We start from the raw sequence: 21,456 nt of genomic DNA, 5'->3' as shown, positions 1-21,456 counted from the left end.
TTAGCGAGTAGTAGGTCGGGTTTTCTAACGCGCGGCATCGTCAATCTATAGGAAATGCTCTGATGGTCGCGTATCCGTCACCGAAGCAAGCGTGACGAGAGGGAAGCGCTGTCTTGGCAGAATCGACCAAGCGGGCTGCCGTTTCCAGCCGTTTGCCGTTATACTCGCCGGCTTTCAAAAGTTCGCCAACGAGTGCTGCCCGCCATGGAAATCAACCCGATCCTTAACACCATCAAGGACCTGTCCGAGCGCTCCGAAACTATTCGGGGGTATCTTTGACTACGATCAAAAGCATGAGCGTCTGACCGAGGTCAATCGCGAGCTTGAAGATCCGAGTGTCTGGAACAAACCTGAATACGCCCAGGAACTGGGGCGCGAGCGCGCTGCGCTGGCACAGATTGTCGATACCCTCGACGAACTGAACACCGGCCTGGGTGATTGCCGCGACCTGCTGGACATGGCCGTCGAAGAAAACGACGAAGGCGCAGTGGGCGATGTTGTCGCCGAGCTGGCCCGTCTCGAGGAAAACCTCGCCAAGCTTGAATTCCGCCGCATGTTCAGCCACGAAATGGACCCGAACAACGCCTACCTGGATATCCAGGCCGGTTCCGGTGGCACCGAAGCCCAGGACTGGGCCAACATCCTGCTGCGCATGTACCTGCGCTGGGCCGACAAGCGCGGTTTCGACGCGACCATCATGGAACTGTCCGCCGGTGAAGTGGCCGGTATCAAGGGTGCGACCGTACACATCAAGGGCGAATACGCCTTTGGCTGGCTGCGCACCGAGATCGGCGTGCACCGCCTGGTGCGCAAGAGCCCGTTCGACTCCGGCAACCGTCGCCACACCTCATTCTCTGCGGTGTTCGTCTCGCCAGAGATCGACGACAAAGTGGAAATCGAGATCAACCCGGCCGACCTGCGGATCGACACCTACCGTTCCTCCGGCGCTGGTGGTCAGCACGTAAACACCACTGACTCGGCCGTACGTATCACCCACGTACCGACCAACACCGTGGTCAGTTGCCAGAACGAACGTTCCCAGCACGCCAACAAGGACACCGCCATGAAAATGCTGCGGGCCAAGTTGTACGAGCAGGAAATGCAGAAGCGCAACGCCGCTTCCCAGGCGCTGGAAGACACCAAGTCGGATATCGGCTGGGGTCACCAGATCCGTTCGTACGTGCTCGATGCCTCGCGGATCAAGGATCTGCGCACTAACATCGAACGCAGCGACTGCGACAAGGTACTCGACGGCGATATCGACGAATACCTGGAAGCCAGCCTGAAATCCGGCCTCTAATACCCTCTGTGGGAGCGGGCTTGCCCGCGATCCCCCGCCGAAGGCTGGGGGCAACGAACCTGATGGAATATTTAAAGACATGAGCGACCAACAACTCGACCCGCAAGCACTGCAACAGGAAGAAAACTCCCTGATCGCCCTGCGCAAGGAAAAGCTTGCTGCCGAGCGCGCCAAGGGTAACGCCTTCCCCAACGACTTCCGTCGCGACAACTACTGCGATGCCTTGCAGAAGCAATACGCGGACAAGACCAAGGAAGAACTGGCAGAGGCTGCGATCCCGGTCAAGGTGGCAGGTCGCATCATGCTCAACCGTGGCTCGTTCATGGTGATCCAGGACATGACCGGTCGCATCCAGGTCTACGTCAACCGCAAGACCCTGTCCGAAGAAACCCTGGCCTCGGTGAAAACCTGGGACATGGGCGACATCATCGCCGCCGAAGGCACCCTGGCCCGTTCCGGCAAGGGCGACCTGTACGTCGAGATGACCAATGTACGCCTGCTGACCAAGTCCCTGCGCCCGCTGCCAGACAAGCACCACGGCCTGACCGACACCGAACAGCGCTATCGCCAGCGCTACGTCGACCTGATCGTCAACGAAGACGTGCGCCAGACCTTCCGCGTACGCTCGCAAGTCATTGCTCACATCCGCAGCTTCCTGATGCAGCGTGACTTCCTGGAAGTGGAAACCCCGATGCTGCAGACCATCCCGGGTGGTGCCGCAGCCAAGCCGTTCGAGACCCACCACAACGCGCTGGACATGGAAATGTTCCTGCGTATTGCGCCTGAGCTGTACCTCAAGCGGCTTGTTGTTGGCGGCTTTGAAAAGGTGTTCGAGATCAACCGCAACTTCCGTAACGAAGGCGTCTCGACCCGTCACAACCCTGAATTCACCATGTTGGAGTTCTACCAGGCCTACGCCGACTACGAAGACAACATGGACCTGACCGAAGAGCTGTTCCGCGAGCTGGCACAGCTGGTGCTGGGCAGCACAGACGTGCCGTACGGCGACAAGGTGTTCCACTTCGGCGAGCCATTCGTGCGCCTGTCGGTGTTCGACTCGATCCTCAAGTACAACCCCGAGCTGACCGCTGACGACCTCAACGACATCGACAAGGCCCGTGCCATTGCCAAGAAAGCCGGCGCCAAGGTGCTGGGCTTCGAAGGCCTGGGCAAGCTGCAGGTGATGATTTTCGAAGAACTGGTGGAGCACAAGCTGGAACAGCCGCACTTCATTACCCAATACCCGTTCGAAGTGTCGCCGCTGGCCCGTCGCAACGACGACGACCCGAACGTCACCGACCGTTTCGAGCTGTTCATCGGTGGCCGCGAAATCGCCAACGCCTATTCCGAGCTTAACGATGCGGAAGACCAGGCCGAGCGCTTCATGGCCCAGGTGGCCGACAAGGACGCCGGTGACGACGAAGCCATGCACTACGATGCCGACTTCGTTCGGGCCCTGGAGTACGGCATGCCGCCGACTGCCGGTGAAGGTATCGGCATTGACCGTCTGGTGATGTTGTTGACCAACTCGCCGTCGATCCGCGACGTGATCCTGTTCCCGCACATGCGGCCACAAGCGTAACCGTAGCGAAATCCGAAGCCGCCTTTTATAAGGCGGCTTTTTTATGTGGCCTGTTCAAGTGGTGCTCGTCATTGATCGTTCCCACGCTCCGCGTGGGAGTGCACTCTGTGACGCTCCGCGTCACCTCTAAAGGAAGAAGTGTGGTGAACCGCATAATGGCTCAAGAAGGTGCCGCCGGCATTGCTGCTGCCGTGGCTGAAAGTGTTCAGTACCAGGGCCGCAAGGCCAGTCGGCGGGGCAGCGAGCAGCGCCGGCAAGACATTCTCGATGCGGCCATGCGTATCGTCGTGCGCGATGGCGTGCGGGCCGTACGTCATCGGGCAGTGGCGGCAGAGGCGGGGGTGCCGCTGTCGGCCACCACCTATTACTTCAAAGACATCGACGACCTGCTCACCGACACCTTCGCCCAATACGTGGAGCGCAGCGCCGCTTTCATGGGCAAGCTGTGGGTGCGCAACGAAGGCCTGTTGCGCGAGATGGTCGCCTATGGTGACGGCAGCCCGCAGTCGCGCTCGCAACTGGCCGATGATATCGCCCGCCTGACCGCCGACTATGTGCTGCGCCAGCTGACCAACCGCCGCGAATACCTGATGGCCGAGCAGGCTTTTCGCCAGGAAGCCCTGCTCAACCCGCGCCTGGCCGAACTGGTACGCTCCCACCAACAGATCCTGTTGCAGGGCACCGGGCAGTTTTTCCAGGTATTGGGTTCCCGTGAGCCACAGCAGGATGCCAAGGTGTTGACGGCTATCATCAGTCGGATGGAATATCAGGGCCTGTTGGGCGGCGCAGAGCCTTTGACGGGTGACGAGATGCTTGAAATCCTCAAGCGTCACATGCACCTGGTATTGGCCTCGGCCTAGCCCTGTGCGCAATCTGCTTTGGGTGGGGGCAGGCAAGCCAGCTCCTACCTCTGATGGGCCTGCTGCTCAGATGTGAAGCCGTGCGCTAACTGCGCGTGGGCCAATAACGTTTAAAGAGGAAGCACCGGGTGGACGATTACCAGCAGACGATACGCACCTTGTCCGATCGCATTGTGCTGGCGCAAACACCGATCCGCGTCCTTGATGCGGTGAAATGGGACGAGAACATTCGTCAGGGATTTCTCAAGGCCAAGGGCAAGGCGATGCCTGCCGTAGACCGTGATTACTACCTGAACCGGCCGCTGTCGTTCGATTCCAGTGCGGTGAAGCTGGAGTTTCAGAACATCGAGCGCGACATCACCCGTCGCCTTGGGCAATTCAGTCCGGTGGGGCAGATCATGCGGCGCATGTGCCGTGAATACCGCATGGTGGTGCGCATGCTTGAAGCGCGCGGCACCGAGGACTTCGGTCTGATTTCCCAAGAGCTTTACGGCGCCGCCTCCGATGCGTTCCACGCCGGCGACCCGACCCTGGCCGACCTTGGCCTGATGCTCTCCGACTACCTGAACAACATCGATGGCCGGGGTGACCTCAAGGACGAAGCCAAGACCCTCACCGCCAAGGACGCGGTCAGCCTGCTGCAAACGCGCCTGAACAAGGTGTTTGGCGAAGCCGAAGAGACCATCCGCGTGTTCGAGTCCGACGGCATCGTCGCCGATGCGGCAGCGGGCGCCGACTACATCAAGATCCGCGCCGATGCGATGTTCAATGACCGCGACGTGCGCGCCCTCGAAGTGCATGAAGGGTTGGTGCATGTGGGCACCACCCTTAACGGCCAGAACCAGCCGATCTGCACGTTTCTGTCCAAGGGCCCGCCGTCGTCCACCGTCACCCAGGAAGGCCTGGCGATCCTGATGGAAATCATCACGTTTGCCTCCTACCCCAGCCGCCTGCGCAAACTCACCAACCGGACCCGCGCCATCCATATGGTGGAGGAGGGCGCCGACTTCCTGCAGGTATTCGAGTTCTTCCGCGAGCAAGGCTTTGAAATGGCCGAAAGCTATGGGAATGCCAGCCGGGTATTTCGTGGTTCGGTGCCCACCGGCCTGCCATTTACCAAGGATTTGTCCTACCTCAAGGGCTTTATCATGGTCTACAACTACATCCAGCTCGCCGTGCGCAAAGGCAAGCTGGAGCAAGTGCCGCTGCTGTTCTGCGGCAAGACCACCCTTGAAGACATGCGTACCCTGCGCCAGTTGGTCGACGAAGGCCTGGTGGTGCCGCCCAAGTACCTACCGGAGCAGTTTCGTGACATGAACGCGCTGGCGGCCTGGATGTGCTTCTCCAACTTCCTCAACCACTTGAGCCTGGACCGGATCGAGGCGGATTACTCCAATATCCTGTAACTGACGAAACCGAATCAAAAAATGTGGAAGCTGGCTTACCTGCGATAGCGCTGGGTCAGCCAGCACTCAGTCACTGATAGACCGCTATCGCAGGCAAGCCAGCTCCCACATTTGATCTTTACTGGTCTTCAGAACTTTCGCGAGGTTTCAACGGATGAGAATCCTCGGCATTTTATGCCTGCTACTCACATTGAACGGCTGCAGCTCCTTGCTGTTCTACCCCGAGCCCGGCCTACCCTTCACACCGGAAAAAGCCCACCTGCAATACCGCGACGTCACGCTCACCACCGCAGATGGCGTGAAACTGCACGCCTGGTGGCTGCCGGCAAAACCCGGTGTCCCGCTCAAGGGCACAGTCCTGCATTTGCACGGCAACGGCGGCAACCTCGCCTGGCACCTGGGGGGCAGTTGGTGGTTGCCGGAGCAGGGTTATCAAGTGCTGTTGCTGGACTATCGCGGCTATGGGCTGTCGGAAGGCAAGCCGTCGTTGCCGGCGATCTACCAGGATATCGACGCCGCCTTCGGCTGGATCGACAAGGCGCCTGAAACCCAGGGGCAACCGTTGGTTATTCTCGGCCAAAGCCTGGGCGGTGCACTGGCGGTGCATTACCTGGCAGCCCACCCGGAGCGTCAAGCCCAACTAAAAGCCTTGGTATTGGATGGCGTGCCTGCCAGTTATCGTGACGTAGGACAATTCGCCCTGAGCACTTCCTGGTTAACCTGGCCGTTGCAGGTGCCGCTGTCGTGGCTGGTGCCCGACGCCGACAGTGCGATCAATGCCATGCCCCGGTTGACCGGCGTGCCCAAGCTGCTGTTCCACAGCCTGGATGACCCGATCGTGCCGGTGGCCAATGGCATCCGCCTGTATCAAGCGGCGCCACCGCCCAGGGTGTTGCAACTGACCCGTGGCGGCCATGTGCAGACCTTTGCCGACAAAACCTGGCAGACCGTCATGCTGCGTTATCTGGACGACCCGCTGCACTTCAACGGCTTGCGCCGCCTGGGGGAAATCCCGAATTACCCTATTCCTAAAGTTGACTCATCAGAGAGCCCGCAATGAGCGAAGAACGCAACATGATCCCGCTGATCCTCACCGGCATCGGTACCATCATCGGCACCGTTGGCTGCCTGTGGTACTACGGCTATCTGCACTTCGCCAAGCCGGAAGATGCGTTGCTGCTCAGCGATTTCACCATGCTCAAGACCATACCGGGCGAAGATTACAAAGTCTCCCTGACCCCGGCCGCGCAAGTGGCGCAGTGTGTCGACGGCGTGTTGGTGATGTTTGATACCGAGCAGAAAGGCTTGAGCGGCGTGCTGGTGAACAACAAGAAGCAGGCCGTGCGTTGTATAGGTCAAGAAACGCCGAAATTGGAGCAGTAGGACAGGCAGTGTGGGGAAAGCTGGAACCATTTTGAGTGAGTTGCCACTGATTTGGGACCGAGCAGCAACGCTGATTCGGTTAACTCTTTAACTTGATTTGGAGTCACATATGTCTATAAGTGGAGTTGGTCCTTCCCAAGGTGGTTTTGGCGCTCAAGATGCAGGTCAACAATCCGGTGACGTAGGCAGCCTCAAGAAAGAGATTGAGGATCTGAAGAAGCAAATAGGTCAGATGCAATCTCAAGGTGCCGGTGGTTCAGAGGGCGGCGGCGGTTCGGGAGGCGCTGTGGATGACCTTAAAAAACTGCTGAAAGAACTCGAGGAAAAGCTTAAAGCTATGGAAGGCCAAGAGGGTAAAGGCGCTGATGGCGAAGGCAGCAAGCCTGGTGGCGAAGGTAGCGCAAAGATTTCCATTGATTTCCAGCAGTAACATGAATAACGGGAACCGTCTTGCGTCAGAAGCCACAAAAGCGTCATGACTCATAAAGATTGGGGCCGAGACAGTGGCGATTACTATTGCTGCGATACGCAATATGTTGAACATGGCGAGAGGGCATGAAGAACTGGAGCGCAAAGTTGCCCAGACGCATGAGCTTAGCCAACTGATGGACAAGCTATCGAGCGCGAAGATAGAAATGCCGCTCGAAGATACACATCGTCCAGTCGGGTTCGACGAACCCAAAAAAAACCCACCGTAAGGTGGGTTTTTTATCCAGCATCAATCAGTTAGCAACGGAAGACCGTGGCTTGACCGGCTGGTTGTCGTTGGAGATGGTCACTTCCACGCGACGGTTCATGGCGCGGCCGGAGACGCTGCCGTTATCGGCAACCGGGTATTCCTTGCCATAACCCTGGGTCACGATACGCGAGATATCCACGCCTTGTTGAGCCAGTGCACGCTGAACAGAAGCGGCACGACGCTCAGACAGGCTCTGGTTGTACGAGTCGGAACCGGTGCTGTCGGTATAGCCTTCGACGATCACTTTACGGTCTGGGTTATCGCGCAGGAACTGAGCCAGCTTGGTGATGTTCACCAGGCCGCTGGATTTCAGATCGGACTTGTTGGTGGCGAACAGCACGTCACCGAAAGTCACCAGGGTGCCGCGATCGGTTTGTTTGGCGTTCAAGCTGTTTTGCAGTTGCTTGATTTGTGCGTCACGAGCGTCCAGCAGGGCGCGGGCACGTTCGTCACCAGCGTTTTTCAGCTTGGCCTCGGATTCGCGCAGGACGATGGTGTCCTTGGCCACTTCAACGCGCTGGTTGGTCAGGTAGGCCAACTGGTCGACTTTCTTCTCGTCTTCCTTGTCGCGGTAGGCCTTGTCAGCCTTGTCCAGCCATTCGCTGGCGTCTTTGGTTTCCAGCGCCGCCAGCTTGGTGGCTTGCGGGTTGGTTTGCAGGGACGAGAAATTGGTCCGCGCATTTTCCAGGTTCGCGTTCGGCGGGGTGGAGCAGGCCGCCAAGGCAACGCTCATCGCCAGCAGGGCAGGGATCATCAATTGTTTACGCATAGTCGTGTCGTCCTTTCAATTCGATATCAGGTGCGATGCAGTCAAGGGGCTGCGGCTTACTTCTGCATGATTGCAGCTGGGCGCATGCCTTCCTTACGCAGTTCTTCAACAGCCTTCTGGGAATCCTTCACAGCCTGTTGAGCCTTGGCAGCCTGGGCCTTACGCTCAGCGACGCGGGCATCCCACTCGGCTTGTTCAGCCAATTGGCGAGCCTTGTCGTAGTTCTTGTCGTGCATGGCAATCTCAGCTTCTTTGAGCTTGTCCTGGGCCGACTTCATTTCCACCGCCGCATACTCGGTACCGCCGGCGCTGACTGCGCTGTTGACGGCCGATTGGGTTACGGCGTACTGCTCGGTTGGAGGGTTGCCGGCGCAGCCAGCCAGAACGAAGCTGGTGCCGATTGCCAGCGCGGCCAATTTGAGCCCGCGCAGGTGGTTAAACGAGGATTTGGCAGTGCTGGTGTTCATCGTCTTCAACTCCATTGGATAACTCCTGAAAAACATCAAAATCCATCGGGGCGTATCGATTTCGGGCCCGTCGGTAAAGCACATGGCGTCCGTTCAAACGACCGTTCCACAAGTGATGGCTACTGGCTGTGACCGGAGGCTTTTTTCAAAAGTTCAGCGGATATGGCGATTTGCCTAAAAAAATATCTGACTGATTGGTCAGTGTTTGAAAAATGGAACTTTCGCGGCGTGCGGCGGTACCTCCGGGCCTGTAAAAGGCCCGGAATACGTGGGTTTAATTGACGTCAATAAATGTTTATCAGTGTTTTTGTTCGTCAGTGCCGGCCGACAAATCATGTAGGTGGCGACGGGATAAAGTAAGAAAGCGTGGCGTGGGGCCGACGTCTTCATACAACGGGTCACCCTCTTCGTCGGTGGCAATTACCTGCTGGCCCTGGATGTAGGGAAAGCTGGCTTCCAGCTCTTCAAGGGCGGCACCGATCAACTCGCCGAGCAGTTCTTCGACATGGCGCTTGGGGTACATTTCGGCAATGGCCGCCAGCCGTGCAGCGGCTTCTACATCCAGATGAATGGCGTATTCAGACTTGGTCAAACGACCCTTGGCGGTTTCTTCCCAATGCTGGGCCAGTTCTCGAATTTTCATGGCTACCTCAATAAAGCCTGCGATGGCAGGCGGTGATGAGCGACCAGCCGCCTGCGCGGATGACGCGGCGACTCACCGTTGAGACTAGCTGCAAGCGCCAAGGTTTAAAGTCGTTTGCGTTCGGCCTTGTCAGAAACCGACGTCGGCGGCACTCTGAAGCACCTGCGCGTCCCGGATTTCTGGCTGGAGATTGGCTGATGAGTGATATCGATGCACGCTTGCGTGAGGATGTTCACCTGCTGGGTGAGCTGTTGGGCAACACCATTCGAGAGCAGTACGGCGAGGCTTTCCTCGAGAAGATCGAGCAGATCCGCAAAGGCGCCAAGGCCGACCGTCGCGGAGCCGTTTCAGAGAAAGCCGCTGGCGATGAGTTGAGCGCCAGCCTCAACCAGTTGCAGGAGGACGAACTGCTGCCGGTGGCCCGAGCCTTCAACCAGTTCCTCAACCTGGCCAACATTGCCGAACAATATCAATTGATTCATCGGCGCGATGAATCGCAACCCGCGCCGTTCGAATCCCGGGTTTTGCCGGAGTTGCTGGCCCGTCTGCAAAGCGAAGGTCACAGCAATGAATCCCTGGCCCGGCAGTTGGCGCGGCTGGACATCGAGCTGGTGCTCACCGCCCACCCCACCGAAGTGGCCCGCCGCACGCTGATCCAGAAATACGATGCCATTGCTGCGCAACTGGCCTTGCAGGATCACCGCGACCTCACCACCGCCGAGCGCGAGCAGATTCGCGAGCGCTTGCAACGCTTGATCGCCGAAGCCTGGCACACCGAAGAAATCCGTCGGGTGCGGCCCACCCCGGTGGACGAAGCCAAATGGGGCTTTGCGGTGATCGAGCATTCGCTGTGGCACGCCATCCCCAATTACCTGCGCAAGGCCGACCAGGCCCTGCACGCCGCCACCGGCCTGCGCCTGCCCCTGGAGGCTGCGCCGATTCGCTTTGCTTCGTGGATGGGTGGCGACCGTGACGGCAACCCGAACGTCACCGCGCCGGTCACGCGCGAAGTGCTGTTGCTGGCGCGCTGGATGGCGGCGGATTTGTATCTGCGTGACATTGATCAGCTGGCCTCCGAGCTGTCGATGCAACAGGCCAGCCCGGCGTTGCAAGCCAAAGTCGGCGACAGCGTCGAACCTTATCGTGCCTTGCTAAAGCAACTGCGTGAACGCCTGCGCGCCACGCGCCAGTGGGCCCACACCTCGTTGACCAGCACCACCCCGGCGCCGGCCGAGGTGTTGCAGAACAACCGCGACCTGCTGGACCCGCTACAACTGTGCTACCAGTCCCTGCACGAATGCGGCATGGGCGTGATCGCCGATGGCCCGCTGCTCGACTGCCTGCGCCGTGCCGTGACGTTCGGCCTGTTCCTGGTGCGCTTGGATGTGCGCCAGGACTCCAGCCGTCACTCGGCGGCCATGACCGAAATCACCGATTACCTGGGCCTGGGGCGTTATGAGGACTGGGATGAGGATGCGCGTATCAGCTTCCTCACCCAGGAACTGACCAATCGGCGGCCATTGCTGCCGGGTTACTTCAAACCCTCGGCGGACACTGCCGAGGTGCTCAATACCTGCAAGGAAATCGCCGCCGCACCAGCCGCATCATTAGGTTCGTATGTCATCTCCATGGCCGGCGCCGCGTCGGATGTGCTGGCGGTGCAACTGCTGTTGAAGGAATCCGGTGTACAGCGGCCAATGCGCGTAGTGCCATTGTTCGAGACCCTGGCCGACCTGGACAACGCCGGGCCGGTGATGGAGCGCCTGTTGCAACTACCGGGTTACCGCGCGCGCTTGCAGGGCCCGCAGGAAGTGATGATTGGCTACTCGGACTCGGCCAAGGACGCCGGCACCACGGCAGCCGCCTGGGCACAGTACCGCGCCCAGGAGCGCCTGGTGGACATCTGCCGCGAGCAACAGGTGGAGCTGTTGTTGTTCCACGGTCGCGGCGGCACTGTTGGTCGTGGCGGTGGCCCGGCGCACGCTGCCATCCTGTCGCAGCCACCGGGCTCGGTAGCGGGGCGGTTCCGCACCACTGAGCAGGGAGAGATGATTCGCTTCAAATTCGGCCTGCCGGATATCGCTGAGCAGAACCTCAATCTCTACCTGGCCGCGGTACTGGAAGCGACCCTGTTACCGCCGCCGCCTCCCGAGCCTGCCTGGCGTCATCTGATGGACGAACTGGCGGCAGACGGTGTCAGCGCATACCGTGCCGTGGTGCGGGAAAATCCGCAGTTCGTCGAGTACTTCCGCCAGTCCACGCCGGAGCAGGAGTTGGGCCGTTTGCCTTTGGGCAGTCGCCCGGCCAAGCGTCGTGCGGGCGGGATTGAGAGCTTGCGCGCCATCCCATGGATCTTTGGCTGGACCCAGACGCGCCTGATGCTGCCCGCCTGGCTCGGCTGGGAAGCGGCACTGAGCAAGGCGCTGGAGCGCGGTGAAGGTCAATTGCTGGGGCAGATGCGCGAGCAGTGGCCGTTCTTTCGCACGCGCATCGACATGCTGGAAATGGTCCTGGCCAAGGCCGATGCCGATATCGCCCGTCTTTATGATGAGCGCCTGGTGCAGCCGGACCTGCTGGCATTGGGTGCGCACTTACGCGACCTATTGTCGCAGGCGTGTGACGTGGTGCTTGGCCTGACCGGCCAGTCGCAGCTGCTGGCCCATAGCCCCGACACCCTGGAGTTCATCCGCCTGCGCAACACCTACCTCGACCCCTTGCACCTGTTGCAGGCCGAGTTGCTGGCACGTTCCCGTCAGCAGGAGGCTGCCCAAGACAGCCCTCTGGAACAGGCGCTGCTGGTGTCCGTGGCCGGTATCGCGGCCGGTTTGCGCAACACCGGCTGAGGTTTTTTGCGTGTACTCAATGGCTTGCGGATAAACCGCGACGACCGCCCGGAAACGGGCGGTCGTCGTTTGAGAGGGTGGGTTGCGCTCAGGCACACCCTGGCGCTGACGCATGTGCGGCGCGGGTTTCTCCGACTTTTGGCGGCTTGTATGGTGAGGGCCCGCTGTGTATCTTGATCAGCCTTTGGCCGTTTGATCGGCCTAGAACCACATTTTTACGAGATTGGCCCCACGCGGCGAATCCGAGCGTCATCTCTATAAAAAATTGAGGAGCACATCGATGCGCGTCATTCTGCTGGGAGCTCCCGGGGCCGGTAAAGGTACTCAGGCAAAGTTCATCACTGAAAAATTCGGCATTCCACAAATCTCCACCGGCGACATGCTGCGTGCGGCCGTCAAGGCTGGCACCGAACTGGGCCTGATCGCCAAGAGCGTGATGGACAGCGGCGGCCTGGTCTCCGATGACCTGATCATCAACCTGGTCAAGGAACGCATCAGCCAGGAAGACTGCAAGAACGGTTTCCTGTTCGACGGCTTCCCACGCACCATTCCCCAGGCTGAAGCCTTGGTGAAGGCGGGCGTGGAGTTGGACGCCGTGGTCGAAATCGCGGTTGAAGACGAAGAGATCGTCCAGCGTATCGCTGGCCGTCGTGTTCACGAAGGCTCTGGCCGCGTGTACCACATCGTCTACAACCCGCCGAAAGTGGAAGGCAAGGACGATGTCACCGGCGAAGACCTGGTGCAGCGTAAAGACGACACCGAAGAAACCGTGCGTCATCGCCTGTCGGTCTACCATTCCCAGACCAAGCCCCTGGTGGACTTCTACCAGAAGCTGTCCGCAGCCCAAGGCAAGCCGAAATACAGCCACATCCCTGGTGTGGGCTCGGTAGAGGCCATCACCGCCAAGGTGCTGCAAGCACTGAGCTGATCCCTTGATCAGCGGCACAGACAACGGCCCGCTTGCGGGTCGTTGTTGTTTATACTGGCGCACTTTTTTCCGACTTGGACACCCACACCGATGAGTACCCTGCTGGCCCTGGACACCGCGACTGAAGCTTGCTCCGTTGCCTTGCTGCACGATGGCAAGGTCACGAGCCACTACGAGGTGATCCCGCGCCTGCACGCGCAGAAATTGTTGCCGATGATCAAGCAATTGCTTGAAGACGCCGGGACCACCCTAGCGGCGGTGGATGCCATCGCGTTCGGCCGTGGCCCCGGTGCATTCACTGGCGTGCGCATCGCCATCGGCGTGGTGCAGGGCCTGGCCTTTGCGCTGGAGCGCCCGGTGTTGCCGGTGTCCAACCTGGCGGTACTGGCCCAGCGCGCGTTGCGTGAGCACGGGGCGTCGCAAGTGGCAGCGGCAATTGATGCGCGCATGGATGAGGTTTACTGGGGTTGCTACCGTGAGACCGCAGGCGAAATGCGCCTGGTCGGTGCGGAAGCGGTGCTGGCCCCCGAAGCGGCGCAGTTGCCCGCTGACGCCAGCGGCGATTGGTTCGGTGCCGGCACGGGCTGGGGTTATGGCGAACGCATCAAGGTGACCTGTGCCGAGCAGGACGCAGCGATGTTGCCACACGCCGAAGACCTGCTGGCGTTGGCACGTTTCGCATTCGAGCGCGGCGAGGCGATTGCGGCGGACCAGGCAGCACCGGTGTACCTGCGCGATAAAGTCGCGCAGACCAAGGCCGAACGCGGGATTATTTGACGCCAAAAATGTGGGTGTTACGCGGCAAATTTCGCCAATCGTCAGAATTTGCCTGGGTTTTTAAACCTTTTACAAATTATGTGTTCTAGTTATCACCAGAGCATTTGCGCGCCATGGAAAGTGCCGCTAAATTGCCATCATTGATACCGAGTCTGCATGTATGCGTATAGACGGTTTTTCCTCACAGTCGTACCCCCTCAAGCGTAAGCCGCGCAAGGCGAGCGTGACGGTAGACGAGTCCGTCGAGGATTCACCGGACTTCATCGAAGTACACACCGATACGCCTTCCAAAGCTCAAGGCGCCTCGAGCGCACGCATAAGCGGCGTTCCTGCCCGTCAGCAAGACATGGTCTTTCCCCGTTCCATGAGCAAAAGCGTTGCCACCGCCTTGGCCAGCTACCTGACCACCGCCGGCTTTGTCGAATGGGATATGGAAGTGCTGGGTCTCGATATCCATATCTGATGCGTTTGCCTTATTACATCGGCTGCCCGTCCTGGAGTGAAAACGCCTGGCGCGAGTACCTGTATCCCGTTGAGGCACGTTCCAGCGATTACCTCGGGCTCTATTCCCAGGTCTTCAACGCCGTTGAGGGCAATACCACTTTTTATGCTCGCCCCTCGGCCGCCACTGTGCAGCGCTGGGCCGAAATCATGCCTGATGATTTTCGCTTCACCGCCAAATTTCCCGGCGATATCAGCCATGCTGGCGATTTGCGTGAACAGTTGCCGGCGGCAGAAAGTTTTGTCGGCTTGATGAGCCCTTTGGGTGAGCGCGTTTCACCGCTGTGGCTGCAGCTCTCGAAGAGCTTTACGCCGCCACGCCTGGCGGAGCTGGCTGGATTTCTCGATGGCATTGATCGGCCGCTGGCCGTGGAGGTGCGTCATGAACAGTTCTTCGCCAAGGGTGATGCTGAGCGCATGCTCAACCGCCTGTTGCGCGATCGCGGTGTCGAGCGCATCTGCCTCGATCCACGTGCCCTGTTCAGTTGTACCTCTACCTCCGAAGCGGTGCTGCATGCCCAGTCCAAAAAGCCCCGGGTGCCACCGCGCCCAGCGGCCCTGACGCAGTTTCCCCAGGTGCGCTTTATCGGGCATCCGGACCTTGAGGCCAATGACCCGTTCCTGATTCCCTGGGTGGAAAAGATCGCCAGTTGGATCGAAGAGGGCCGCACGCCCTATATGTTCCTGCACACCTCGGACAATCGTCTCGCGGCACAACTGGCGCTGCGCTTCCACGCCAAGCTGATGGTGCGCCTGCCAGGGCTACCGCCGCTGCCTGCCTTGCATCGAGAACCCGTGGCGGAGCAGCTCGGACTACTTTGAGGGTTGAGCCGTGGGTATGGTCAAGACATTGAGTGTGTTGCTGGTGCTGGTGGGCGCCTTTGCGCTGGCTGTCTGGCGGGGTTGGGTGCCGCCTGAATGGAACCCCTGGGCGCCCTTGGATGTGCGAGCGAGCCCCAACCTGTTGACGCGCTACAAGCTCAGTCGTTTGCAGGATGATCCAGCGCTGTGTGACCAGGTGTTGAACACCTCTGGTCTGCGCGTGAGCCGCCAGGCCGATACACCGGCTGATACGGCGTGCCCCTTGCGCAATATTCTGCGTGTGCAGGGCGCTGACGTGGCCTTGAGCAGCAGCTTTCTCGCCAGTTGCCCGCTCGCGGTGGCGTTCGCATTGTTCGAGCGCCACAGCCTGCAACCGGCGGCCCAGGCCGTGTTTGGTCAAGCGGTGAGTCGGGTCGAGCATTTGGGCAGTTTTGCCTGCCGTAATATCTACAATCGCGCCGACGGAAGGCTCAGCCAGCACGCCTCGGCCAATGCCCTGGATATCGCCGGGTTTCGCCTGGCGGATGGACGCAGCATCAGCGTGCTCAAGGATTGGCCGGGGCAGAGCGACAGTGCGCGTTTCCTGCGTTTGGTACGCGATGGCGCCTGTGATGATTTCAACGTGGTGTTGAGCCCGGACTACAACGCGGCTCATCGCAACCATTTCCATCTCGACATGGGGCGTTGGTGGGTGTGTCGCTAGGGTTCAGGCGGCCAGGCGCAGGTTGTGGGTCACCAGCGGGCGTGCCCAGTAGTAATCGAAATCCAGGGCCTTTTGCTGCGCCAGCAGTTCTTCTTCGGGGTACGGCGTGGCGGCCGGTGGCAGCAGGTCCAGCTCGAATTCGGCAATTGGCAGGTGCAGGGGGCGTGGTTGTGGCGCCGGGCCTGGCTCGGGTAGCGGTTGGCCGGCGTTCAGCACGATGGGGCGCACCCACTCGCTCTCAAACGCTTGTTGGCGTTGCTGGGCGATGACTTCTTCTTCCGGGAACGGCGTCGCTGCCGGTGGCAGCAGCTCGGTTTCGAACTCGGCAATCGGCAGGAAGAGCGGCTCCGGCGGGGTGATCTCGGTGTCTTTCACATCGCACTCACGCTGGGTGAGGATCTGCGCCAGCAGGTCGGCGCCTTCGCGGGGTTCAACTGCCGGGTCTGCCGGGGCGGGCGCCTTGGCGGCGAGCGCGTCCGGCGTTTCACCGAGCTGCTCGGCCAACGCGCGGGCAAAGAAGTCCTGCCACACATGACTCACCCCGGCCAGCGCTTGGGTATTGCGCAGGCCGTAATGGTTGTGGGTCGGCAGTACACCGATGGAAAGGGGAAGAATGTCTGACATTTTTCTCGGTCGACGCTCAGCTCTGGCAAAATACCTGACTGTAATTTTTATCGGCTGTTGTTTGCCGATCCTTAATTTTTTTGAGCGTGGCGATTGATGAACGAACAACCAGCGGCCAGCCGCATCCAGGTCCAAGCCTTGGCTGACAGCTTCCAGGCCCGCGCTGAACAGTGGGCTTCGCTGCTGGGGTTGCCTCTGCAGGTGGCCGATGCGGATTTTTCCCTGCAAGTGGGGGAGCACGGTTTGCAGTTGCAACAGCTTGGGCCTGATGCGCCAGGGCCGGTGCGGGTCGACTTTGTCGAAGGCGGCGCGGCGCATCGGCGATTGTATGGTGGTGGCAGCGGGCAGATGATCGCCAAGGCGGTGGGCATCGCCCAGGGCGTGCGCCCGCGAGTGCTGGACGCCACGGCTGGCTTGGGCAAGGACGCGTTCGTGCTGGCCAGCCTCGGGTGTGAGATGAGCCTGATCGAGCGCCAGCCGTTGATCGGCGCCTTGCTCGAAGATGGCCTGGCCCGCGCTGCAGAGGATTTTGACGTGGCGCCGATTGTGGCGCGCATGAAGCTGCTCAAGGGCAATTCCATCGACGTGATGCTCAATTGGCAGGGCGAGCCGCCTCAGGTGATCTACCTGGACCCGATGTTTCCGCACCGTGAGAAAACTGCGCTGGTGAAGAAGGAAATGCGCCTGTTTCGGCCGTTGGTGGGTGATGATCCGGATGCACCGGCGTTGCTCGCGGCGGCTCTGGCCCTGGCCAGCCATCGTGTGGTGGTCAAGCGGCCGCGCAAGGCACCCTGTATTGAGGGGCCGAAGCCAAGCCATGCGCTGGATGGCAAGTCCAGCCGCTACGACATTTATCCCAAGAAAGCGCTCAAGCCGTAAGCTGCAAACAGCAGCACTTATCTCCCAGGTGCGCCGCAATCCAAATGTGGGAGATTCTATGGTTGGGGGGAAGCCCCCAAACCCGCTTTTGATTGGTACTCGCTCTGGTTTTTCATGAGCGAAAAGGCGATACGCGCTAACTTGCGGGCGATGATGACCAGGACTTGAGTTGTTTTCAGTCCCCTGGCCAGATAGCCCTCGTATAAAGGCTTCCAGGCTTCTGACCTAATACCGGCTGACGCCGCGTTATGCAGCAACCTGCGGATCTCTGAGTCTCCTTTCTTGCTTAACGAACGACGTCCGTTCATTTGCCCTGAGTCGGACACCCTCAAGTCCATTCCCAGAAAAGCAATGTAAGCGTCAGCACTTTCAAACTCTCCTCGTTGAAAGGCCATAGTCAGTGCAACTGCCGTAAGAAAACCAATGCCCTCTACGGCTTGGCAGCGCCTGACTTGATTCAAGACACCCGCTTCAGTGACAGCAGCTAATATCCGTTTTTCAATGAGCGCTTCATGTCTATCAAGACAAGCTGAAATGCTCTTGGACGAGGCTTTGAGCAAAGGCTCACCTGCCCAGCTCTGGTTCAGAGCAACACGCATCTTCACCAGTGCGGCACGTCGGCGAAGCGTATCCGTCCGGCCAACACACCTTCCTGACGCAACCGCCGAAGGACCAGCCCGTTTTGCGAAACCTCGGCTGTAGTTTACGACTTCAGCCTCAGCCGGGCCGGCGAGCATGCGCGTAACTTCCTACAAGACTGGAAGGGCAAGCTGGTCTGCGATTATTTCGGCGATTACAAGGCCAGCTTCGAACTCGGCGTGACTGAAATCGGCTGCATGGCTCATGCCCGGCGCAAGTTCTTCGAACTGCATGCGACTCACAAGAGCGCGCTGGCTGAGCAAGCCTTGCGTTACATGCAGGCGCTGTACGAGATCGAGGGGGAAATCGAGGATCTAGAACCGGACATACGCCGCCGAATACGGCAGGAAAAGGCGGTACCCGTGATGGATGCGTTGCATGCCTGGATGGTTGCCCAGCGCGACATCGTGCATAACGGTTCGGCCATTGGCAAAGCCTTGGATTACAGCTTGAAACGCTGGACGGCGCTGTCGCGCTACCTCGATGACGGGGCCGTGCCTATTGATAATAACTGGTGTGAGAACCAGATACGGCCTTGGGCGCTGGGGCGCAAGAACTGGCTCTTTGCTGGGTCGCTACGCAGCGGCAAACGCGCCGCTGCGATCATGAGTTTGATTCAGTCGGCCCGGAACAATGGGCACGATCCCTAGGCCTACCTGAAGGATGTGCTGACGCGCCTGCCTGCGCAGCGGGCAAGTGAGATTGCAGAGTTGCTGCCGCATAGGTGGCGTCCGGCTTAGTCGTGCAAGACGGTTTGCCCGTACGCTTACAAAGAAAGCCCAGCTTGAGCTGGGCTTTCTTTTGCAGACCTACATATCACTCAAGCGTATACTTATTCTCAGCCATAAAGGCTGGCTCTTTCCAATTAGAACCTTTTTTAATTCCCCCATCAGAATTATCAATCAGCCCTTCCAGTCTCATGTTATGAACAAGCTTTAATAGCTCAAGATTATTACCAATATTTACCCAGCCATTCCTGTTATATAGTCGATCCAGCATCGGATATGAAATTGACTTATTTCTTACTATAAAAAGAACGACATCTCTTGGGGATTCAGAGTTTACAATATCATTGATGTTGCTCATGTTATTCTCCGTATATTTGTTTGTTTTCTGCGACTATAGCTTCTGGCGTATAGAGTAATTCGTCAGCATCTTTAAGCTTGAAATCCTCTAAAGTCGCGGCATGAGTATTATTCCAAGTGGCGCCATCGTCGTTCGGTTTCACTCCATCCGTTATACCTAGAGCCCTATACCGCTCTAGCTCACGAATCTCATGGGTGTAAAATCGCTTATCGACATCGGTAATGGCCAATTCGCCAGTTAGGATTTTTTCCAGACGGTCAATCATCACAACATTTGCGTCCGATGGGTCGAATCTGCTCGTATGCAGCTTAACGAGGTCAATACCTTCCTGAGTCACCGCTGCGGTTGTCCAGTCTAGACTCTGAATGGGGCCGCCCGCCTTATCAGGATTGTACATCCGACCGCTGTGCTCACCTTTGGTGGTAGCCCCTTCGTACGGACTACTAAATACCGCATAAATCGGCGGTAAACCCGAATCTGCGGGGTAAACGTAAATAGCGTCCCGAATATCCAACTGGCCGACTACCGGAAACGGCTCAGCTTTGACCTCAATCGGTGTCAGTGTAATCCCGGTATACACCGGGGTTTCGACAGGCTGCGCAGGCGTCGCCGTCGAGCTATTACCTGGTACTGCGATTGGGAACGTCAGGGTGATCGGTGGTGAGTCAGTTGTAGTGAACGTATAGGCATTGGCCACAGGATCAAGCACTAGCGCTCTTACCGGGACGGTAGGTGCTAACCCTCCAGTGGGCTGGGTGGCCACTACCGAGTATTTGGACTGATCGCCATAAATTCGGTAGGGCAGATCCACAGTTCCTCCCGCCGCGGCGATCTCGGCAAGATTTTCGGGAAGATTAGGCGTTAAATCCTTGGCCGGCGTGTTAAGCATGGTCGAAGGTAGCTCACCATTACCCAGTGATGGTGAATAGACCAGCGCGCCAATGCCCACTGCCGTGGCAGCACTTACAACAGTGCCTAAGGCTACCTTTGCAGCCTGAATAGCCGCATCCAGCGTAAGACCTGAACCGGCAGTAATGGCGATAGAGCCAGCCGCAGTACTTAACTGACTCGCACCGTCAGCGGGGAGCCTATACGTATTAGCGGCTTTAAGTGCTGCAGCTTCAGCAGCAATTCTTGCTGCCTCTGCAGCGGCCGCTTCATCAGCAATGCGCTTGGCTTCAGCTTCGGCGGCTAACCTGGCAGCTTCTGCTGCAGCGGCCTCATCAGCGATACGCTTAGCTTCTGCCTCTGCCGCTACTCGCGCCGCTTCAGCAGCGGCTGCCTCATCAGCCACGCGTTTGGCTTCAGCCTCAGCTGCAACCCTTGCGGCTTCCGCAGCTGCGGCCTCATCGGCAATACGTTTAGCCTCGGCGTCTGCACGTGCTTGATTAGCCTGTGCCTGAAGGTTCTGCTTCAGGGCATTCAAATAGTCGATCTCGCGGTTGCTATATTTTGCAGCATACGAAGCCTCAAGTGAGGCGTACCATTCTTTATAATTTTTATCCGGAGGGTAATTTGTCTTGCTTCCGCTGATTGCATCTTTAATAAACTGCATCGTCGGATAATAAAAGAAGTCTCCATAGTAGTACTTATCAGCAATCACTTTTTGAGCAGCAGCAGCCTGTGCTTTTTGAGCAATTAGCGTATCTACCGAACGAATATGCTGTTCGATTTTCTCGACTTCGCTCGCGGGACTGCCTTCATTTTGTTCTATTGCAGTAATGCTTTGTGCAATAGATTCAGGCATCGACTGAAGATTCGCTGCAAAGCTTGCCTCCTGGTCCTTAACATTCTGGGAAATGATGGGAGGGTATGTGTTAAGCACATAAGTACGCGTTGCAAGGTTAATGAGCTGTCCGGTGTGACTATGTGAAAAATCACTGTCACCACCACCCCCTCCGAATGTCTGAGGTTCATATTTATTAATAGCATTGATTTCAATTTCTGGCAGATGAATCGTATCGCCATTAGCCATAGTGAATTCTCCTTTTCGCTAGGTACAGCATAAGAGCTTTGTACATCTCAGTAGGATGGACGGATGGTTCTCTCGTTGCCTTACTACTCTCTGATGAACGGCTTCGCCTCTTGGGTTGTCAGTTTTTGAGAAGCTCAACGAACGAGAATCCCCGTCTTCTCCACTTTTCACCATATCGCATTAATACTGTATGGGTATCCAGTATCAAGGGGAAACAAAAAATGCACTTATGCATATCGCGACCGACAAACGGTAGTGGTCACTGTTCCTTACGATACGGCTCTGAGCTTGACGGTGGGGGGAGCACACCTCTGTGACCGCAACCACTGCCGGTCATTTGCAGATAATGTGAGCCCGTCACAATGGAACGCGAGTCTACGGCGTCGAATGCAAGCCCATTTGCAATTAATGTGAGCCGGAGCCTTTGGCTGGTTGCAGTTAATGTGAGCCAGAAATGCCGCTGAATGCGAGCCCGAGTGTTTTCAAACGCGAGCCGCTACACTTAGGGTTCCGCCCTGACGGCGGCTCAC

The 21,456-nt window shown here is 58.4% G+C and carries 20 protein-coding genes and 2 pseudogenes; 15 read left to right on the top strand and 7 right to left on the bottom strand.

Annotation, left to right across the window (positions count from 1 at the left end):
* The first annotated feature begins 204 nt into the window (after window positions 1-204).
* From prfB to GIW79_RS10120, 7 genes are all read left to right on the top strand, one after another.
* A protein-coding gene (gene prfB / locus GIW79_RS10150; protein WP_096001736.1) for a peptide chain release factor 2 occupies window positions 205-1,300 on the top strand; the annotation gives its coding sequence in 2 pieces (ribosomal slippage) (window positions 205-276 and window positions 278-1,300; 1,095 coding nt in all).
* Window positions 1,301-1,379: 79 nt separating this feature from the next.
* Entirely contained in the window at window positions 1,380-2,882 is a 1,503-nt protein-coding gene (lysS, locus tag GIW79_RS10145) for a lysine--tRNA ligase (protein ID WP_054917821.1), read from the top strand.
* Between the two features lie 143 nt (window positions 2,883-3,025).
* Window positions 3,026-3,742 carry a TetR/AcrR family transcriptional regulator gene (locus GIW79_RS10140; protein ID WP_106117928.1) on the top strand — a complete coding sequence of 239 codons (717 nt, stop codon included), beginning with the start codon at window positions 3,026-3,028 and terminating at the stop codon, window positions 3,740-3,742.
* A gap of 128 nt (window positions 3,743-3,870) precedes the next feature.
* Window positions 3,871-5,148 carry a flavohemoglobin expression-modulating QEGLA motif protein gene (locus tag GIW79_RS10135; protein ID WP_014717201.1) on the top strand — a complete coding sequence of 426 codons (1,278 nt, stop codon included), beginning with the start codon at window positions 3,871-3,873 and terminating at the stop codon, window positions 5,146-5,148.
* A 154-nt stretch (window positions 5,149-5,302) separates the two neighbouring features.
* Complete coding sequence (locus GIW79_RS10130) at window positions 5,303-6,208, top strand: alpha/beta hydrolase (RefSeq protein ID WP_054917823.1); 906 nt, start codon at window positions 5,303-5,305, stop codon at window positions 6,206-6,208.
* On the top strand, window positions 6,205-6,531 hold the full coding sequence (locus GIW79_RS10125; RefSeq protein WP_054917825.1) for a hypothetical protein: 327 nt from the start codon (window positions 6,205-6,207) through the stop codon (window positions 6,529-6,531). Before GIW79_RS10130 ends, GIW79_RS10125 begins: the two co-directional genes overlap by 4 nt.
* Before the next feature lie 109 nt (window positions 6,532-6,640).
* Window positions 6,641-6,961 carry a hypothetical protein gene (locus GIW79_RS10120; protein WP_054897116.1) on the top strand — a complete coding sequence of 107 codons (321 nt, stop codon included), beginning with the start codon at window positions 6,641-6,643 and terminating at the stop codon, window positions 6,959-6,961.
* 292 nt (window positions 6,962-7,253) lie between these two features.
* On the opposite strand, the gene GIW79_RS10115 is transcribed toward GIW79_RS10120, so the two are convergent.
* From GIW79_RS10115 to GIW79_RS10105, 3 genes are all read right to left on the bottom strand, one after another.
* Window positions 7,254-8,039: an OmpA family protein gene (locus tag GIW79_RS10115; RefSeq protein WP_034126516.1), complete on the bottom strand. Its 786-nt coding sequence runs from the start codon at window positions 8,037-8,039 to the stop codon at window positions 7,254-7,256.
* A 56-nt stretch (window positions 8,040-8,095) separates the two neighbouring features.
* On the bottom strand, window positions 8,096-8,521 hold the full coding sequence (locus tag GIW79_RS10110) for a DUF4398 domain-containing protein (RefSeq protein ID WP_034126517.1): 426 nt from the start codon (window positions 8,519-8,521) through the stop codon (window positions 8,096-8,098).
* Between the two features lie 283 nt (window positions 8,522-8,804).
* On the bottom strand, window positions 8,805-9,149 hold the full coding sequence (locus GIW79_RS10105) for a hypothetical protein (protein ID WP_054917830.1): 345 nt from the start codon (window positions 9,147-9,149) through the stop codon (window positions 8,805-8,807).
* Between the two features lie 197 nt (window positions 9,150-9,346).
* Here GIW79_RS10105 and ppc point away from each other — a divergent pair, with 197 nt between their 5' ends.
* The 6 genes from ppc to GIW79_RS10075 all read left to right on the top strand — a co-directional run bounded on the left by ppc (window position 9,347) and on the right by GIW79_RS10075 (window position 15,723).
* The gene (gene ppc, locus GIW79_RS10100; protein WP_034126519.1) at window positions 9,347-11,992 is read left to right on the top strand and encodes a phosphoenolpyruvate carboxylase; all 2,646 of its coding nucleotides are present in this window, start codon (window positions 9,347-9,349) and stop codon (window positions 11,990-11,992) included.
* Window positions 11,993-12,272: 280 nt separating this feature from the next.
* Window positions 12,273-12,920: an adenylate kinase gene (gene adk, locus GIW79_RS10095; RefSeq protein WP_003189104.1), complete on the top strand. Its 648-nt coding sequence runs from the start codon at window positions 12,273-12,275 to the stop codon at window positions 12,918-12,920.
* Between the two features lie 90 nt (window positions 12,921-13,010).
* Window positions 13,011-13,697, top strand: coding sequence for a tRNA (adenosine(37)-N6)-threonylcarbamoyltransferase complex dimerization subunit type 1 TsaB (gene tsaB, locus GIW79_RS10090; protein WP_034126520.1), 687 nt, complete (start codon window positions 13,011-13,013; stop codon window positions 13,695-13,697).
* A 160-nt stretch (window positions 13,698-13,857) separates the two neighbouring features.
* Window positions 13,858-14,160 (top strand): hypothetical protein, encoded by a 303-nt coding sequence (locus GIW79_RS10085; protein WP_034126521.1) that lies wholly within the window; start codon window positions 13,858-13,860, stop codon window positions 14,158-14,160.
* Window positions 14,160-15,020, top strand: a complete 861-nt coding sequence (locus GIW79_RS10080) for a DUF72 domain-containing protein (RefSeq protein ID WP_038449171.1) — start codon at window positions 14,160-14,162, stop codon at window positions 15,018-15,020. Before GIW79_RS10085 ends, GIW79_RS10080 begins: the two co-directional genes overlap by 1 nt.
* Window positions 15,021-15,036: 16 nt before the next feature.
* Window positions 15,037-15,723, top strand: coding sequence for an extensin-like domain-containing protein (locus GIW79_RS10075; RefSeq protein ID WP_197901040.1), 687 nt, complete (start codon window positions 15,037-15,039; stop codon window positions 15,721-15,723).
* Window positions 15,724-15,726: 3 nt separating this feature from the next.
* Here GIW79_RS10075 and GIW79_RS10070 read toward each other — a convergent pair whose 3' ends face one another.
* Window positions 15,727-16,347 carry a hypothetical protein gene (locus tag GIW79_RS10070; RefSeq protein WP_054897119.1) on the bottom strand — a complete coding sequence of 207 codons (621 nt, stop codon included), beginning with the start codon at window positions 16,345-16,347 and terminating at the stop codon, window positions 15,727-15,729.
* Between the two features lie 96 nt (window positions 16,348-16,443).
* On the opposite strand from GIW79_RS10070, the gene GIW79_RS10065 reads away from it, so the two are divergent.
* Window positions 16,444-17,226: a class I SAM-dependent methyltransferase gene (locus GIW79_RS10065; RefSeq protein WP_014717213.1), complete on the top strand. Its 783-nt coding sequence runs from the start codon at window positions 16,444-16,446 to the stop codon at window positions 17,224-17,226.
* Between the two features lie 56 nt (window positions 17,227-17,282).
* Here GIW79_RS10065 and GIW79_RS10060 read toward each other — a convergent pair.
* A pseudogene (locus tag GIW79_RS10060) lies at window positions 17,283-17,852 on the bottom strand (transposase); the annotation flags it as partial.
* 45 nt (window positions 17,853-17,897) lie between these two features.
* Here GIW79_RS10060 and tnpC point away from each other — a divergent pair.
* Window positions 17,898-18,605, top strand: a pseudogene (gene tnpC, locus GIW79_RS10055) (IS66 family transposase); the annotation flags it as partial.
* A gap of 76 nt (window positions 18,606-18,681) precedes the next feature.
* Here tnpC and GIW79_RS10050 read toward each other — a convergent pair.
* Window positions 18,682-18,951 (bottom strand): hypothetical protein, encoded by a 270-nt coding sequence (locus GIW79_RS10050; RefSeq protein ID WP_197901038.1) that lies wholly within the window; start codon window positions 18,949-18,951, stop codon window positions 18,682-18,684.
* A 1-nt stretch (window position 18,952) separates the two neighbouring features.
* Window positions 18,953-20,698 carry an S-type pyocin domain-containing protein gene (locus GIW79_RS10045; RefSeq protein WP_373456463.1) on the bottom strand — a complete coding sequence of 582 codons (1,746 nt, stop codon included), beginning with the start codon at window positions 20,696-20,698 and terminating at the stop codon, window positions 18,953-18,955.
* Between the last annotated feature and the right edge of the window lie 758 nt (window positions 20,699-21,456).

This window comes from Pseudomonas sp. PA-7-1E, assembly GCF_021605325.1.
GTDB lineage: Bacteria > Pseudomonadota > Gammaproteobacteria > Pseudomonadales > Pseudomonadaceae > Aquipseudomonas > Aquipseudomonas fluorescens_BV.
Note: the sequence above shows the minus strand (reverse complement) of the source record. Positions and strands in the feature narration are given on the sequence as shown.